Genomic DNA, 16,608 nt, shown 5'->3' on the forward strand with positions numbered 1-16,608 from the left:
ACCCCGAACGGCGCCACGACACAGCGGGCGCTCCGGGTGCCGGCCGCGGAGCACCGAGGAACCATCGGCTCGCGGCCGCCTCCGACCGGGCGTCCGCCGGGCGGGCGTGACCTGGGGCAGGTGTGGTGCGTTCATTCTGCGGAACGCCGCCACCCGAACCGGCACCCCCGGGCCGACCGTGCGGGGCACCGGCCACGCCTTGTTCGACCCGGCGCGGCCGATCCCCGGACGACCCCGGAGCCCGGGCCGGAGCGTCGCCCCGGCGGGGGCGGAGCACTGGCGGCCAGGTCCGACCCGAGTCGGAGCCGCGTGTTCCGGCGGCAGAGCAGCACAGTCCGCGATCGATCACGCTCGCGGCCGACCGAGCCCGCAGCCCTCGGCCGGTCCGGGGGAGGAGAGCCCGGTGACCGACTCAAGGCCACCCCACGCAGCGCCCCAACCGCTGCCGCCCGCCAACCCGCCGGCCCCCGGCGCCGCCACCGCGCCGCCCGGCCGCCCGGCCGTTCCTCCGCCACCCCGCCTGACCACACCTCCGTACGGCACGCCCACCGGCCCCACGCCCACCGGCCCCGTCCCCGCAACGGCCGGGCCCGGCCCGGTGGTTCCCGGCGCTCCGCCGTACGGCACGCCCCTGCCCGGCACCCAGGCACCGGGCACCCCGCCCTTCGGCATCCCGCCGGGCGCCGCCCACCCGTACGCGGCCCCGACGTACGCCGCCCCGACGAACACGCCCCCGTACGGCACCCCCGCCGGGAGCGCGCTCCACGGGCCCGGCGGCACCCCGCCGTACGGCACCGTGACCCGGCCCGCCCCGGGCCACCCGGCGGCCGGGCGCGGCGCCCCGGCCCCGCGGGCCGACCACCAGGCGGCCCCGGGCGCAGCGCCCGGGGCCAGGTCGGAGCAGGTGGCGGGTGCGCCCGCGGCCGGCCCGGCCCGGCCCACCGGCCACCTGCCACCGCCGCGGCCGCAGCCCTCCGCCGCGCACGACGTCCTGTGCGTCAACGCCCCCGGCATGGCGGCCTCCGGGCCGGACGGCCAGCTGCGCGGCCAGGGCCTGCACGGCTTCTTCCGGCACGGCGTGCGCACCCTGGCCCGGATGGAGCTGCGGCTGGGCGGCATGGAGCCGCTCCCGCTCCAGGGCACCCTGACGTCCACGGCGGCGGCCAGGTTCGTCGGCTCGGTCCGGGTGCCCGGAGACCTCGACCCGGATCCGGCGCTGACGGTCGAACGGCTGCGGCACGCCGACGGCGCGGAGACGGTGACGGTCCGCAACACGGGCGCCCGCCCGGCCCGGCTGCCGCTGGAGATCGCGCTCGGCACCGACCTCGGCCTGCTCACCGACATCGCCGCGGGCCGCCGCTCGGCCGACCTGCCGGGCCAGGTCCAGTCGTCCGGCCTGCGCTGGGTCGGCCAGGGCCGGGCGGCCACCGTCAGCGCGCGGCCCTCGCCGCACGCGGTGCTGGCCGGGGCGGGCGTGCTGCGCTGGGACTTGGAGATCCAGCCCGGAGCCCGCTGGTCGGTCGACCTCCGCGCGGAGCTGGAGACCCCGTCGACGGGGCGGCCGCCGACCGGGCGCGGCCCCGGCGTGCCGCTGCCCTGGTCCGAGCCCGAGGTGCGGGCCGACGACCGCCGGGCCACCCGCCTGGTCGCCCGCGCCCTGGACTCGCTGGGCGGCCTGCTGCTCGCCGACGCGGACCGGCCGACCGACCTCTACACCGCCTCGGGCGCGCCCTGGCGCTTCGGCCTCACCGCCGCCGACGCGCTCTGGGCCGCCAGGATGACCCTGCCGCTCGGCACCCGGCTCGCCGCCGGCACCCTGCGGGCGGTCGCCCGTCGCCAGCACCACGCCGCCCCGCAGGCCGCCGCCGCACCCCGGTCGGCCGAGGCCGCCCCGGCTGACGGCGCGCCGGCTCCGGAAGGCACCGGTCCGGTGCCCGGGCAGGTCTCCGGCGCGACCGGCGGGGCGAACCCGCCCGGCGGCGAGCCCGGGGCGGTGGCGCAGACCATGGACGGGGTGATCCCCGGCCCGCTGCGGCACGGCGGCCCCGAACTGCCCGCCAGCTGCACGGCGACGGAGGCGACCCTGCTGTTCGTCACGGTGCTGGCGGAGGCCTGGCGCTGGGGCATGCCCAGGGCCGAGGTCGCCGAGCTGCTCCCGGCGGCGGAGCGGGCGCTCGGCGCGCTGCGGGCGGCGGTCGTGGACGGTCCGGACGGCCCGGTCGGGTTCGTCGCCGACTTCGGCCGCCCGGCGGAGGAGCGCGCCGCGCGCCCCGGACCGGCCAGGTGCGAGGTCCAGGCCCAGGCCCACCGGGCCGCCCTCCAGGGCGCCGACCTGCTCGACGCCTTCGACCGCCCCGGCGCGGCCCAGTGGCGTTCCTGGGCGGCCGAGTTGAGAGAACGGTTCCGCGAGCAGTTCTGGATCGACGACCTGTCCGGCGGCCGCCCGGCCGCCGCCCTGCTGGCCCCGGACCGGCCGGTGCCGGCCATCGCGTCCACCCTGGTGCACCTCTTCGACCCCGGCCTGGCCGCCGAGGGCGAACTGCACGAGGGCCTGCTCGACCGCGAGCAGACCAGGCTGCTGGCCCAGCGCCTGGTGGCCCCGGAACTCGACTGCGGCTGGGGCCTGCGCACCCTGAGCACGAAGTCCCCCCGCTTCAACCCGCTCGGCCACCGCAGCGGCGCGGTCCGGATCCAGGAGACCGCGCTCGCGGTCAGCGGCCTGGTGGACGCGGGGTTCGAGCGGGAGGCCGAAATACTGCTGGAGGGCCTGCTGGAGGCTTCCGTGCACTTCGAGGGCCGCCTGCCGGAGATGTACGCCGGCGAGCAGAAGGTCGCCGACTGCCCGCCCGTCCCGCACCCGGCGGCCTGCCGTCCGGCCGCGGTCTCCGCGGCGGCCGCCGTCCACCTGGTGCTCTCGCTGGCGGGCGTCCGCCCCGACGTCCCGTCCGGGCGGGTGGCCACCCGCCCGGCGAGCACCGCCCCGCTGGGCGCCCTGGAACTGACCGGCCTTCGGGTGGCCGGCGAGCCGTTCTCGGTCCGGGTCAGCCGGATCGGCGTCGCGGTCGTGGAGGAGGCGCCGTCGTTCCTGCAACTCGCCGCCGGCTGAGCACCCGGCCGGGAGTCCCTGCTCCGGAGGGTGGAAGAGGCCGTGGTCTGTGATTATCGTCAGAGAGACGACTAAGATCGGCCGCATGTCGCGTTATGACCCGTCGGCCTTCCCCCCGTTCGCAGTCACGGTTGACCTCGTGGTGCTGACGGTGCGCGACCATGAGCTGTGCGCCCTGCTGGTGAAGCGCGGCGAGGCCCCGTTCCAGGGGTACTGGGCGCTGCCGGGCGGCTTCGTGCGGCTGGACGAGGGCCTGGCCGAGGCGGCGTCCCGGGAGTTGGCGGAGGAGACCGGGCTGCGGGCCCAGTCGCTGCCGGGCAGCCTCCAGGCCGGGCAGACCCCCGCCGGGGCGCACCTGGAACAGCTCGCCACCTACGGGCACCCGCAGCGGGACCCTCGGATGCGGGTGGTGAGCGTCGCGTACCTGGCCCTCGCCCCGGACCTGCCGTCGCCCCGCGCGGGCGGTGACGCCAGCAGTGCCAGGTGGGCCCCGGTGAGTGAACTGCTCGGCACGGAGCCCAACGACGGGGTACTGCTCGCCTTCGACCACGGCCGGATCCTGGCGGACGGGGTGGAGCGCGCCAGGTCGAAGATCGAGTACTCCTCGCTGGCGACGGCCTTCTGCCCTCCCGAGTTCACCGTCGGGGAACTGCGCCGGGTCTACGAGGCGGTGTGGGGCGTGGTGCTCGACCCGCGCAACTTCCACCGCAAGGTGACCGGCACCCCCGGCTTCCTGCTGCCCTCCGGCGGCACCACGACCCGTCAGGGCGGCCGCCCCGCCCAGCTGTTCACCGCCGGCGGCGCCACCGTCCTCAACCCCCCGATGCTGCGCCCCGAATCCTGAACCGAATCCTGAACCGGGCCTGAACCGGGCCTGAACCGAGCCCTGGACCGAGCCCTGAACCGAGTCCGTTGCGGCCAAAGGGTGGTGACGGCTCGTGAGGAAGCCGTCAGTGCGGCGGCGGGGCTGTCCCCTGTACGGGTGAGGTCGGTGCCGACAGTGTCCACGACCCATCCGTAATGCCTGGTTTCACCGCTTCCGCGTCCTACTGTGCAGGCTCGGGCCGGGCGGACACCCCCGGCCTGTCGGCGGGCGAGGGAGCGGGCAGCGATGATCCAGATCACCGGACTGACCAAGGCGTACCGGCGGGGGCGTCCTCCCGCCCTGCTGGACCTGACGTTCGACGCCCGCCCGGGGATGGTCACCGTGCTGCTCGGGGACGAGGGGGCGGGCAAGTCGACCGCGCTCCGGCTGATGGTGGAACTGGAACGAGGCCACGGCCTCACCCTGTTCGACGGCCGGACGTACCGGCGGATCCGGCGTCCGGAACGGGAGATCGGCGTCCTGCTGCCCACCGGCCGACCGGAGGCCGGGCATCCGGGCCAGCGGGCCCGGGCCCACCTGCGGATGCTGGCCGGCGTGGTCGGCGTCCCCGCCCGCCGAGCCGACGACCTGCTGGAGCAGACCCGGCTCGCCGCCGTCGCCGACCACCGGATCGGCACCTTCTCGCCCGGCATGCACCGCCGCCTCGCCCTGGCCGCCGCACTGCTCGGAAACCCCTCCACGCTGCTGCTCGACGCCCCCACCGAGGGCCTGTCGCCCAGCAACGAGGAGTGGTTCGGGGCCTTCCTGCGCTCCTTCGCGCTCTCCGGCGGCACCGTGCTGACGACCACCCGGGCCCCCGAGGAGGCCGCCGCCCTCGCCGACCGGGTGATCACCCTGGAGGCCGGCCGACTGGCCGCCGACCAGCCGGTGGCGGAGTTCCGCCGCACCAGGCCGCACCCCGAAGTCCTGGTCCGGGGACCGCAGATGGCTCGGCTCGCCGACCTGCTGACCGCCCAGGGCGGCCAGGTCCGGCGGGACGGCGGCGCCGGCCTCGCGGTGAGCGGTATCGACCGCACCGAGATCGGCGAACTCGCCTACCGCAACGGCATCCTGCTGCACGAGCTGGCCGACCGGGTGGTGCGGCGCGCCGTCGCCTACCCGTCCGCGCTGCCCGGCGGTTCCGGACGTTTCGGCCAGGTGTCGGTCCGGACGGTCCGCCGGGGTGCGGCCCGCCAGGAGGAGACCGGCGGGGAGACCGGCCGGGAGGGTGCGGAGCGGGAGCCGGCCGACCGGAACGCCGCCGGGCAGCCGCCCGCCGCCCCCGGAACGCCGCGGCCCGCGACCGTCGGCCGCCCGGCCGGGCCGGAGCAGGAGCGCCCGTTCGACCACCGGGGCCCGCAGGCCGGCCGCTGGGCCGCCGCCGCGCTCGCGCCCGACCTGTCCGTCCAGACCAAGGCCAAGGCCCAGGCCGCGTCCGTGCCCGCACCCGCGTCCCCCGCCCAGACGGCACCGGCACCGGCACCGGCACCGCCCCCGACCGTCGACCTGACCAGGCGGGCGCCCCGTGGAGCCTCCGCGCTCGGCCGACCGGCAGCGCCTCCCGCAGAGCCGACCACTGCGGAGACGCGGGCAGCAGGGGCGCGGGCAACCGGGACGCGGGCGACGGAGACGCGGCCCGTCGAGGCGGTGGCCGAGGTGCGGGACGGCGACCGGGGGGTGCGGGCGGACGCGGCCGAGGCGGAGCACCTGTCCGCCAACCCGACCGATGCGGAACTGCTGACTCCCGCCCGGATCAGGGGAGTCGGCCGCCCGCCGGCCCCGGTACGCCCGATGCCGGGGCGCCCCTGGTCGGCGGGGGCCACCGGGCTGCGCCCGGCCGAGCCGGCGGGACGGTCGCGGGAACCGGGCGCGGCGGACCCGCGAGGGACGGCGCCCAACGGCGGCGCCGCCGACGACGAGAACGGGAGTGAGTGACCGTGCGGTTGATGGCGAGTGAGGTGCGTCGGCTGCGCGGGGTGCGCTCCACGTGGGTGGTGGTCGCGGGCGCGGTGGCGGTGAACGCGGCAGTGGCGGCGTTCACCGCGTCCCGGCTGCCCACCGGGGAGTTGGCGACGGCGGACGCGGTGCGCGCGGTCGCGGCGGTGGTGCCGGCCCTGCCGCTGCCGCTGACCGCGCTCGCGGCGGCGGTGCTCGGCGCGCTGGCCTACGGCAACGAGGCCCGCTGGCCCGGCCTGCCCGCCTCGCGGGTGACCTTGGGCCGCCGGCTGTCCGCGCTGCTGGCGAAGTCGCTGGTGGTGGGCGCGGCAGCGCTCCTGCTGACCGTGGTCACCCTCGGCGTGAACGCCCTCGCGGTGTGGCTCGCGCTGCCCGCCGCAGTGGACGCCCCGACGCTGTTCGACCCGTCAGGTCTGCCCGGCGCCCCGTTCGCGGCGGGCGGGATCGGCCGCCCGCTGGCGGCGTTCCCGGCCCTGGTGCTGGCGGGCGGCTGGGCCGGTCTGCTGATCACCTCGCTGGTGCGCAGCGCCGTCGTCGGCATCCTGCTGACCTGCGCGCTGCCCGCCCTGCTGGAGCCCACCGCCGGCCTGCTGCTGCACCGCACCGGCCGCAACTGGCCGCTCTGGATGCGGGAGTTGATGCCCTTCCAGTACGGCCTGGACTTCGTTCGGAGCGCCGCCGACCGGACCGCGGGCGCGCTGGACGGCGTGGTGGCCGCCGCGCTGCTCGCCCCGGCCGCCCTGCTGGTGCTGGCCGCGGTGCTGGCCCAGGTGCGCCGCCGGAGCCTGTGACCCCGGCAGACCCCGGCAGACCCTGGCAGACTCCGGCGGATCCCGGCATTGGCCGGCCGGTCCCGGGCGGTCCCGAGCCGGGCGGAGAGGCCGGGAGGCGGTGCCCGTAAGGGCCCTGACGGTGTGACAGCGGGGGGCGGTGGAACGGGTGGGGAAAACGGCATCGGATGACCGCTATGCGCATTTACGACTGATAAGAAGTCAATTATCCAGACACGGTCGATCACCCTTTCGTGTGCTTTTCAGGAGAATGCTCAAGGCGGCTCCGCCGATCGCCGACAAATGATGACGTGAGTACCCTTGCGCACCCCACCGTGACCGCCGCTCGCCAGGCCGAGTCGATCTCCGCCTCCGAGTTGGACCGCTTCCCGTACGCCGACCGTCCGACCCCGCCCGCCCCCCGCTGGGAGGGGGCGGAGAACGACCTCGCCCGGGTCGGTCGGAAGACCACCAGCAGCCGCGGCCGCGGCCTGCACGGCCAGCTGGTCCAGCAGCTCGGCCAGATGATCGTCTCCGGCGACCTGGGCGCCGACCGCCCGCTGGTGCCGGAGGAGATCGGCCAGCGCTTCGAGGTCTCCCGCACCGTGGTGCGCGAGTCGCTCCGGGTGCTGGAGGCCAAGGGCCTGGTCTCGGCCCGGCCGAACGTCGGCACCCGGGTCCGCCCGGTGAGCGACTGGAACCTGCTGGACCCCGACATCATCGAGTGGCGCGCCTTCGGCCCGCAGCGCGACGAGCAGCGCCGCGAGCTGTTCGAGCTGCGCTGGGCGATCGAGCCGCTGGCCGCGCGGCTGGCCGCCGGGCACGGCCGGGAGGACGTCCAGCACCGCCTGGTCGAGCTGACCGAGATCATGGGCCAGGCCGGCGGCCAGGGCGACCTGGTCAGCTACTCCCGGGCCGACGCCGAGCTGCACGGGCTGCTGCTGCAGATGGCCGGGAACCGGATGCTGGAGCACCTGTCCGGGATCGTGGCCGGTGCGCTCCAGGTCTCCGGCGGCTCCGGCACCACCTGCGAGCGCCCGTCCGAGTCGGCGGTCAGCCTGCACGCCCGGCTGGTGGACGCGCTCGGCACCGGCGACGGCACCGCCGCCGAGGCCGCCGTCCGCGCGCTGCTCACCGTCCACCCGGACATCGAGCACTCCGTCCCCGCGCCGCGCGAGCACTGAGCGGTCCACCCCGACCGCCGCTCGGACCGGATGGCCCTTCCGCTGCCCCACCCGCGCAGCCGAGGGGCCATCGGCGCACCGGAGCCCGCCGCTCCGCCCAGCCGCCGCTCCGCCCGGCCGACGTCCCCCCTCGGCGCCCCGACCCTCCGGCGCCCCGCCCCTCCGGCGCACCGGAGCCCGCCGGGTCCAGGCCCCGCCGGGTGCCCGCGGATAGGCCGCTCGGGGCAGCCCGTACCGGCCGTCGGGTGGTGTGACGGGCGCCACGACGGGCATGCGTAACACTTGAGGGGCGGCAGCGATGTGTACGGAGCGGAAGCAGCTCCGGAATATCACCACAAGCCACTCGGCTGTGTTGGTCCGCGGCGCTGCTGCCGTCCTGCAGACCCCGGTCACCGTCCACCCGCCCGAGCAGTCGGGCCGGTCGGTGCGGGTTCGTGTCCACTCATCGTCCGAGAGGTTGTTCGTGTCGGCCAGCACATCCCGTTCGCTTCCCCCCGAGATCGCCGAGTCCGCGGCACTGCTGGCGCTCATCGAGCGGGGCAAGGCCCAGGGGCAGATCGCCGGTGACGACGTGCGCCACGCGTTCGAGGCGGACCAGATCCCGGTCACCAAGTGGAAGAACGTCATGCGCAGCCTCAACCAGGTGCTGATTGAGGAGGGGGTGGAACTCATGGTCAGCGCGGCCGAACCGGCCGGCGCCAAGCGCAAGAGCGTCGCGGCCAAGAGCACCACCAAGCGCACCGCGACCAAGGCGGTCACCACCCGCACGCCGGTCGCCCAGACCAAGCCCCCGGTGCGCATCGCCCCCGCGGCGACCGTCGCACCGTCGGTGTCCGTGGCTGCCTCGGTGACGGCCGGCGAGGCCGTCGTCGAGACCATCGACGTCGCCGAGGCGAAGGCCGCCGTCAAGAAGGCCGCCGCCCCGGCGAAGAAGGCGGTGGCCAAGAAGGCCGCCGCCCCGGCCAAGAAGACCGCCGCCAAGAAGACCGCCGGGGCCGCCAAGCCCGGTGCCAAGGCCGGCGACGAGGACGTCATCGGCGAGGAGGAGCTCCTCGAGGACGTGGCCCTGCCCGGCGACGCCAAGGAGGGCGAGGCCGAGGAGGAGACCGACCAGGGCTTCGTGCTCTCGGACGACGACGAGGACGACGCCCCGGCCCAGCAGGTCGCGGTGGCCGGCGCCACCGCCGACCCGGTCAAGGACTACCTCAAGCAGATCGGCAAGGTCCCGCTGCTCAACGCCGAGCAGGAGGTCGAGCTCGCCAAGCGGATCGAGGCCGGCCTGTTCGCCGAGGACAAGCTGAGCCAGGCCGACAAGCTCGCCCCGAAGCTCAAGCGCGAGCTGGAGATCATCGCCGAGGACGGCCGCCGCGCCAAGAACCACCTGCTGGAGGCCAACCTCCGCCTGGTGGTCTCGCTGGCCAAGCGCTACACCGGCCGCGGCATGCTCTTCCTGGACCTGATCCAGGAGGGCAACCTCGGTCTGATCCGCGCGGTCGAGAAGTTCGACTACACCAAGGGCTACAAGTTCTCCACCTACGCGACCTGGTGGATCCGGCAGGCGATCACCCGCGCCATGGCCGACCAGGCCCGCACCATCCGCATCCCGGTGCACATGGTCGAGGTCATCAACAAGCTCGCCCGCGTGCAGCGCCAGATGCTCCAGGACCTGGGCCGCGAGCCCACCCCGGAGGAGCTGGCCAAGGAACTCGACATGACCCCCGAGAAGGTCATCGAGGTCCAGAAGTACGGCCGCGAGCCGATCTCGCTGCACACCCCGCTCGGCGAGGACGGCGACAGCGAGTTCGGCGACCTGATCGAGGACTCCGAGGCGGTCGTCCCGGCCGACGCGGTCTCCTTCACCCTGCTCCAGGAGCAGCTGCACTCCGTGCTGGACACCCTCTCCGAGCGTGAGGCGGGCGTGGTCTCGATGCGCTTCGGCCTGACCGACGGCCAGCCGAAGACGCTGGACGAGATCGGCAAGGTCTACGGCGTGACGCGCGAGCGCATCCGCCAGATCGAGTCGAAGACCATGTCGAAGCTGCGCCACCCGTCGCGCTCCCAGGTGCTGCGCGACTACCTGGACTGACCCGGCACCCGGGCCGATCCGGCCGGACGTCACCTGGACGGGCCCCTCCGCCACCGCGGAGGGGCCCGTTCGCGTGTCCGGGGGTCGCCCGTTGGGGTGGCGGGCGGGCGCAGCACGGGCACGTGGGGTGAGCGGGTGACTACGCTGGGCCGGTTGTCGCGTACGGAGCGGCGCTTCCCGCGCGCCCGCTCGGTGCGCCGGACCCGCGCATTCCCGCCGAACACCTGGAGAACCGGTGCCCTTCCTGGACACGTTCGCGACCCGGCCGCTGCGCCGCCGGGCGGCCGCGCTCGTCGCCCTGGCCGTGCTGCCCGCCCCGCTGATCGCCCTGGGCACGGCCGGGCCGGCCGTCGCGCAGCGGCGGATCGTCGGCGGCACCGGGGCGAGCACCGGCGACCACCCGTGGATGGTGGCGCTGGCCAGCCGGCAGCAGTTCGGGTCGGCCCGCTCCGGGCAGTTCTGCGGCGGGGCGCTGATCAGCCCGACCAAGGTGGTCACCGCGGCGCACTGCTTCTACGACGAGACCACGGGCCGTCCCACCGAGCGGCCCGGGCTGCGGGTGATCGTCGGGCGGGACGACCTGCGCAGCACCGCCGGGCGGGAGGTGGCGGTGCGCGGGGTGTGGATCGACCCCGGCTACAGCTTCACCGCGAACACCCGGGACGTGGCGGTGATCACCCTGGCCGAGTCGCAGGGGGACCGGCCGGTGCTGGAGACGGTGAACCAGGGCGAGACCGAGCCGTACGCGCCGGGCACCCCGGCCACGGTGTTCGGCTGGGGCGACACCCGGGGCAACGGCAGCTACTCGAACACGCTGCGCCAGGTCACGGTGCCGGTCATCTCGGACGAGGTGTGCGGCCGCGCCTACCCGGGCGGCTCGGACAGCGCCTACGACGCCCGCAGCATGGTGTGCGCGGGCGAGGCGCAGGGCGGCAAGGACGCCTGCCAGGGCGACAGCGGCGGGCCGCTGCTGGTGGCGGGGCGGCTGGCCGGGCTGGTCTCCTGGGGCGCGGGCTGCGCGGAGGCGGACCACCCCGGGGTGTACACCCGGATCTCGGCCGTCGCGGAGGCCGTGCACGACGCGCTGTGAGCGCGTGACGGCCCGGGAAACGCCGTCGGCCGGGCGGCCCGCCCCTGGGAAGGGTGGGTCGCCCGGCCGATCAAGCAGCTCGGGAGAGCGGTGGGAGCGTCAGCGCTCCCCCTCCTCGGCAGCCGCGGAGCTGCCGGAGAGGCGGTCGCTCTCGTCGTGTATCTCCACGGCGATCTTCTTGAGCTCAGGCTCGAACTTACGCCCGTGGTGGGCGCAGAACAGCAGCTCTCCGCCGCTGGAGAGGACGACGCGCAGGTAAGCCTGAGCGCCGCAACGGTCGCAGCGGTCTGCCGCGGTGAGCGGGCTCGCAGGGGTCAGAACAGTAGTCACGTCGCCTCTTCTCTAGCTCGACGAGCTGTGTACCAGGATCAACATCCAACCAGGTCGAATTCGTTCCCGCTCGTGGCTTTTCTCTTGGAGGATCTTGGAGGATTCTGCCGTCGTCTTGATGAGGACGTGCCCCGGGCAACGATGGTTCATGCGTACCGATTCCCGCAGCCGGCGGATCACCTCGAACGCCCGATCGGGCCGGGGTGCGAGGTCCGCGTAGCATAATCCTCCGCTGGGTTGGAGCATAAGCCCCGTCCTGGAACCCGTTGGACCGCATCGCAGCAGCTCGGCAGCCTTCCCCGGTCGGCCGGATCCGCCAGGACCCGTGGTGTCGGCAGGAGATGGCAGGCTGGGGACCGCCCCCGGGGCGGGAACCGTGTTCGCGCAGCGCGTACAAGGCGCGCGGACCTCAGCGGCCCGGATCTCAGTTGCTGAGAGCATGCGGGGGTGTCCGTCAACGTCATGGAGGAGTGCAGAGCGTGAGTGGAGAAAAGACCGGCCCGTCCTCTCTGGTGACCGGTGAGGGCGGGTCCGACTACACCGCGCGGCATCTGCTCGTCCTGGAGGGGCTCGAGGCGGTCCGCAAGCGTCCGGGCATGTACATCGGGTCGACCGACAGCCGCGGCCTGATGCACTGCCTGTGGGAGATCATCGACAACTCGGTGGACGAGGCGCTGGGCGGCTTCTGCGACCGGATCGAGGTGCTGCTGCACCAGGACGGCTCGGTCGAGGTGCGCGACAACGGCCGCGGCATCCCGGTGGACGTCGAGCCGAAGACCGGGCTGTCCGGCGTCGAGGTGGTGATGACCAAGCTGCACGCGGGCGGCAAGTTCGGCGGCGGCTCGTACGCCGCCTCCGGCGGCCTGCACGGCGTCGGCGCCTCGGTGGTCAACGCGCTGTCCGCCCGGCTGGACGTGGAGGTGGACCGCTCCGGCACCACCCACGCGATCAGCTTCCGGCGCGGCACCCCCGGCCGGTACGCGGGGGAGGGGCCGGACGCGGCGTTCGAGCCCGGCAGCGGCATGACCAAGAAGGGCAAGTTCGCCAAGACCCGCACCGGCACCCGGATCCGCTACTGGGCGGACCGGCAGATCTTCCTCAAGGACGCCAGGCTCTCGCTGGAGGCGCTGCACAGCCGGGCCCGGCAGACCGCCTTCCTGGTGCCCGGGCTGACCATCGTGGTGCGCGACGAGCGGCTCACCGAGAGCGAGCAGGTCGCCGAGGACACCTTCCGCTACGACGGCGGGATCAGCGAGTTCTGCGAGTTCCTGGCCCCCGACCGCCCGATCTCCGACGTGCTGCGGCTGCGCGGCGAGGGCACCTTCAAGGAGACCGTCCCGGTGCTCGACGAGCTCGGGCACATGACCCCCACCGAGGTCACCCGCGAACTCGGGGTGGACATCGCGCTGCGCTGGGGCGCCGGCTACGACACCACCCAGCGCTCCTTCGTCAACATCATCTCCACCCCCAAGGGCGGCACCCACGTCACCGGCTTCGAGCGGCAGCTCGCCAAGACCGTCAACGAGGCGCTGCGGGCCGCCAAGCTGCTGCGGGTCGCCGAGGACGACATCACCAAGGACGACGCGCAGGAGGGCCTGACCGCGGTCATCACCGTCCGGCTCGCCGAGCCGCAGTTCGAGGGGCAGACCAAGGAGGTGCTGGGCACCTCGGCGGCCAACCGGATCGTGGCCGCCGTGGTCGCCAAGGAGCTCAAGGCGTTCCTGACCTCCACCAAGAAGGACGAGAAGCTCCAGGCCCGGGCGGTGCTGGAGAAGGTCGTGGCGGCCGCCCGGACCAGGGTCGCGGCCCGGCAGCACAAGGAGGCGCAGCGCCGCAAGACCGCGCTGGAGACCTCTTCGCTGCCCGCCAAGCTGGCCGACTGCCGCAGCGACGACGTGGACCGCAGCGAGCTGTTCATCGTCGAGGGCGACTCCGCGCTCGGCACCGCCAAGCTGGCCCGGAACTCCGAGTTCCAGGCGCTGCTGCCGATCCGCGGCAAGATCCTGAACGTCCAGAAGGCGTCCGTGAGCGACATGCTCAAGAACGCCGAGTGCGCCTCGATCATCCAGGTGATAGGAGCGGGCTCGGGCCGGACGTTCGACATCGACCAGGCCCGCTACGGCAAGGTCATCTTCATGGCCGACGCCGACGTCGACGGCTCGCACATCCGCACCCTGCTGCTGACGCTGTTCCACCGCTACATGCGGCCGATGGTCGAGCAGGGCCGGGTGTTCGCCGCGGTGCCGCCGCTGCACCGGATCGAGCTGACCAACCCCAAGCGCGGCCAGGAGAAGTACCACTACACCTACTCCGACGCCGAACTGCGGCGCACGCTGCTGCAGTTCCAGGGCAAGGGGCTGCGCTGGAAGGACCCGATCCAGCGCTACAAGGGCCTCGGCGAGATGGACGCCGACCAGCTGGCCGAGACCACCATGGACCCGCGGTTCCGGATCCTGCGCCGGATCAACCTGGGCGACCTGGAGTCCGCGGAGAAGACCTTCGACCTGCTGATGGGCAACGACGTCGCGCCGCGGCGCGAGTTCATCGTCGACTCGGCGGCGACCCTGGACAGGTCCCGGATCGACGCCTGAGCGGCCTGCTCGGGAAGGGCTCTCCACCCTCGGGTGGAGAGCCCTTCCGCGTGCGGGATCAACCCGTGCTCCGAGGCCGGGGAGGCCGGTGCTCCGTAGCGTTCACGGTGTCGAGAACACCCCGCCTGGAGGCACTGAGATGACCGCCCTGTCCGATGTCCTGATCGCCGTCGCCGTGATCGTCCTGGTGCTGGGCCGGCAGCTGCGGGCCCGCCGGCTGGACACCGAGCGCCGCTTCTGGCTGATCCCGCTGGTGCTCGCCGCCGCCGCCGCGCTGCGCGACCCGGTGCTGCTCGACCCGCACCACCGGGCGGCCGCCGCGGTGCTGGTGGCGGGTTCGATGCTCACCACCGCCGGGATGGGCTGCGTCTGGGGCTGGACGGTGCGGATCTGGCGCGAGACCGACGGCTCGGTGTGGAGCAAGGGGACCACCGCCACCGCGTTCGCCTGGGTGGGGGCGCTCCTGCTCCGGGCCGCCTGGTACGGGGTGGGCGGCGCGCTGCACGTCCACCAGTCCGGCAGCGTGCTGCTGCTCTCGCTCGGCCTGCTGCTGCTGGTCCGCTCGGCGGCCGTCCAGTGGCGGGCCCGGCGGCTGGGCGGCGAGCTGCACGCCCTGGCCGCCTGACGGACCGGGGTGCGGGCGCCGTCGGACCCACCCGGGCCCGGCGGCACCGTCGTTGAGGGAGGATCGTCCGGTGAGCACACTGGAACGCTGGACCCGGTGGCCCGCCGGTGACGTCCCGATCCGGGAGCGCAGTTCGCGGGCCCGGATCACGCTGTCCTTCTTCGGCCGGACCGCGATGCTGGGCGCCGTGGTGTTCGGCACCTTCGCCGAACACCGCTACTCCGGCTGGCGGTTGCTGCCCCCGATCGGCTGGATCGCCGCCACGGCGGGCCTGTTCACCGGCTGGTACGTCTCCTGCCGGGCCCGACGGCTGTGGCCCGCGCTGGGCTGCGCCGCCGGGCTGCTGGCGACCGCCGCCCTGGCCCACGACGGCGGCGCCGACACCCTCGCCTCGGTGGTCTGGTGCGGGCTCGCGGTGCTCGCCGTGATCCGGCTGCCGCTCGCCGCCGGGCTGCTCACCGCCGGTGCGGCGCTGGCCGGTTACGGCCTCGGCACGAACGACTCGCTGCTGGCGCTGCTGGCCGTCGCGGGCGGCACGGGGCTGCTCGGCTACCTGCTGCGCCTGGACAGCCAGGCCCGCTCCGCGCAGCGCGCCCTGCTCGCCCAGGAACGGGCCGCGCAGGTCGCGCGGGCCGAGAGCGCGGCGCTCGCCGAACGGGCCAGGATCGCCCGGGAGATCCACGACGTGCTGGCGCACAGCCTCTCCGCTCAGCTGGTGCACCTGGAGGCGGCCCGGCTGATGCTGGACGCCGGGGCCGAGCGGGCCGAGATCCGCGAACGGGTGGTCGCCGCCCGGCGGATGGCCCAGGACGGCCTGGCCGAGACCCGGCAGGCGCTGTCCGCGCTGCGCGGCGAGTTCGCCCCCGTCGCCGAGTTCGTGGCCCAGCTCGCCGCGGAGTCCGGGGCCGGGCTGACCGTCGACGGGATGCCCCGCCCGCTGCCCGCCGAGGCCGGGCTGGCGGTGCGCCGGGTCGCCCAGGAGGCGCTGACCAACGCCCGCAAGCACGCGTCCGGCGGCCGGGTGGACGTCCGACTCGCCTACCGGGAGGGCGAGGTGGAGCTGCGGGTGGACAACTCGGCGGCCCCGCGCGGGGCGCACCCCGTGCTGGGCGACAGCGGGAGCGGGTACGGTCTGCTCGGGATGCGCGAACGCGCGGAACTGCTCGGCGGCGAACTGCTGGCGGGCCCCGAGGACGGAGGGTGGCGCGTGCTGCTGCGGGTGCCGGCGTGACGGACGGACCGATCCGGGTGGTGGTCGCCGACGACCAGACCGTGGTGCGGGAGGGGATCGTGATGCTGCTCGGCCTGCTGCCGGGCATCACCGTGGTCGGCTCCGCGCCGGACGGCGAGGAGGCGCTGCGGCTGGTCGCCGAACACGCCCCCGACGTGGTGCTGATGGACCTGCGGATGCCGCGCTGCGACGGGGTGGAGGCGACCCGCCGGATCCGCGCCGGGCACCCCGGCACCGAGGTGGTGGTGCTCACCACCTACGCCGACGACGACTCGCTGTTCTCCGCGCTGCAGGCCGGGGCGCGCGGCTTCCTCACCAAGGACGCCGGCGCGGAGGAGATCGCCCGTGCCGTCGCCGACGTCCGCTCGGGCGCGGCCGGGCTCTCCCCGCAGGTGCAACTCCGGCTGCTGGAACGGCTGTCGGGGCCGGACCGGGCCGCGCCGGCACCGGTGCCGACGCCGGTGCCCGCACCGGCCCCCGCGCCGGCGCCGCTCCAACGCCCTCCGCTGCCCGATGGGTTGACCCAGCGGGAGGCCGAGGTGCTGGCGCTGATCGCCGCCGGACTGTCCAACGCGGAGATCGCGGAAAGGTTGTTCGTCAGCCCCGCAACGGTGAAAACGCATATCAACAACCTTTTCGCCAAGACGGCGGTGCGGGACCGCGCCCAGGCCGTGGCATACGCCTTCAAGCATGGAATTTCCGAAGGTTCGTAGGCTTACGTTCCGGTAGCTGGTTCGGGTGAACGTATCTGCGCCGGTTGCGCCGTACGGTTTG

At 74.8% G+C, this 16,608-nt stretch carries 12 protein-coding genes; 11 read left to right on the forward strand and 1 reads right to left on the reverse strand.

All coding sequences use genetic code 11. The features are described 5' to 3' along the window. Positions 1-403: 403 nt before the first annotated feature. From OO48_RS06030 to OO48_RS06060, 7 genes are all read left to right on the forward strand, one after another. A complete protein-coding gene (locus OO48_RS06030) occupies positions 404-3,106 on the forward strand; it encodes a glycogen debranching N-terminal domain-containing protein (protein ID WP_342449629.1) in 2,703 nt (900 codons plus the stop codon). A gap of 85 nt (positions 3,107-3,191) precedes the next feature. Then, positions 3,192-3,950 carry an NUDIX hydrolase gene (locus OO48_RS06035; protein ID WP_033213297.1) on the forward strand — a complete coding sequence of 253 codons (759 nt, stop codon included), beginning with the start codon at positions 3,192-3,194 and terminating at the stop codon, positions 3,948-3,950. A 267-nt stretch (positions 3,951-4,217) separates the two neighbouring features. Further along, positions 4,218-5,906, forward strand: a complete 1,689-nt coding sequence (locus OO48_RS34900) for an ATP-binding cassette domain-containing protein (protein ID WP_051731786.1) — start codon at positions 4,218-4,220, stop codon at positions 5,904-5,906. A gap of 11 nt (positions 5,907-5,917) precedes the next feature. Then, the gene (locus OO48_RS06045; RefSeq protein WP_157845387.1) at positions 5,918-6,718 is read left to right on the forward strand and encodes a hypothetical protein; all 801 of its coding nucleotides are present in this window, start codon (positions 5,918-5,920) and stop codon (positions 6,716-6,718) included. Positions 6,719-7,008: 290 nt separating this feature from the next. Then, complete coding sequence (locus OO48_RS06050; RefSeq protein WP_033213299.1) at positions 7,009-7,881, forward strand: FadR/GntR family transcriptional regulator; 873 nt, start codon at positions 7,009-7,011, stop codon at positions 7,879-7,881. Positions 7,882-8,344: 463 nt separating this feature from the next. Further along, positions 8,345-9,967 (forward strand): RNA polymerase sigma factor, encoded by a 1,623-nt coding sequence (locus tag OO48_RS06055; RefSeq protein ID WP_033213300.1) that lies wholly within the window; start codon positions 8,345-8,347, stop codon positions 9,965-9,967. Between the two features lie 235 nt (positions 9,968-10,202). Continuing rightward, complete coding sequence (locus tag OO48_RS06060) at positions 10,203-11,057, forward strand: S1 family peptidase (RefSeq protein ID WP_081951939.1); 855 nt, start codon at positions 10,203-10,205, stop codon at positions 11,055-11,057. A 99-nt stretch (positions 11,058-11,156) separates the two neighbouring features. Here the strand turns inward: OO48_RS06060 and OO48_RS06065 are convergent, their stop codons facing one another. Further along, positions 11,157-11,387, reverse strand: coding sequence for a DUF7455 domain-containing protein (locus OO48_RS06065; protein ID WP_033213301.1), 231 nt, complete (start codon positions 11,385-11,387; stop codon positions 11,157-11,159). 479 nt (positions 11,388-11,866) lie between these two features. Here OO48_RS06065 and OO48_RS06070 point away from each other — a divergent pair, with 479 nt between their 5' ends. The 4 genes from OO48_RS06070 to OO48_RS06085 all read left to right on the forward strand — a co-directional run bounded on the left by OO48_RS06070 (position 11,867) and on the right by OO48_RS06085 (position 16,547). Next, on the forward strand, positions 11,867-13,978 hold the full coding sequence (locus tag OO48_RS06070) for a DNA gyrase/topoisomerase IV subunit B (protein WP_033213302.1): 2,112 nt from the start codon (positions 11,867-11,869) through the stop codon (positions 13,976-13,978). Positions 13,979-14,117: 139 nt separating this feature from the next. Then, a complete protein-coding gene (locus OO48_RS06075; protein WP_033213303.1) occupies positions 14,118-14,603 on the forward strand; it encodes a CcdC protein domain-containing protein in 486 nt (161 codons plus the stop codon). A 70-nt stretch (positions 14,604-14,673) separates the two neighbouring features. Next, a complete protein-coding gene (locus tag OO48_RS06080) occupies positions 14,674-15,834 on the forward strand; it encodes a sensor histidine kinase (RefSeq protein WP_245194527.1) in 1,161 nt (386 codons plus the stop codon). Further along, positions 15,831-16,547, forward strand: a complete 717-nt coding sequence (locus OO48_RS06085) for a response regulator transcription factor (RefSeq protein WP_033213304.1) — start codon at positions 15,831-15,833, stop codon at positions 16,545-16,547. The genes OO48_RS06080 and OO48_RS06085 overlap by 4 nt, the downstream gene beginning before the upstream one ends. Positions 16,548-16,608 lie beyond the last annotated feature (61 nt).

It is taken from the genome of Kitasatospora phosalacinea (assembly GCF_000716545.1).
GTDB lineage: Bacteria > Actinomycetota > Actinomycetes > Streptomycetales > Streptomycetaceae > Kitasatospora > Kitasatospora phosalacinea.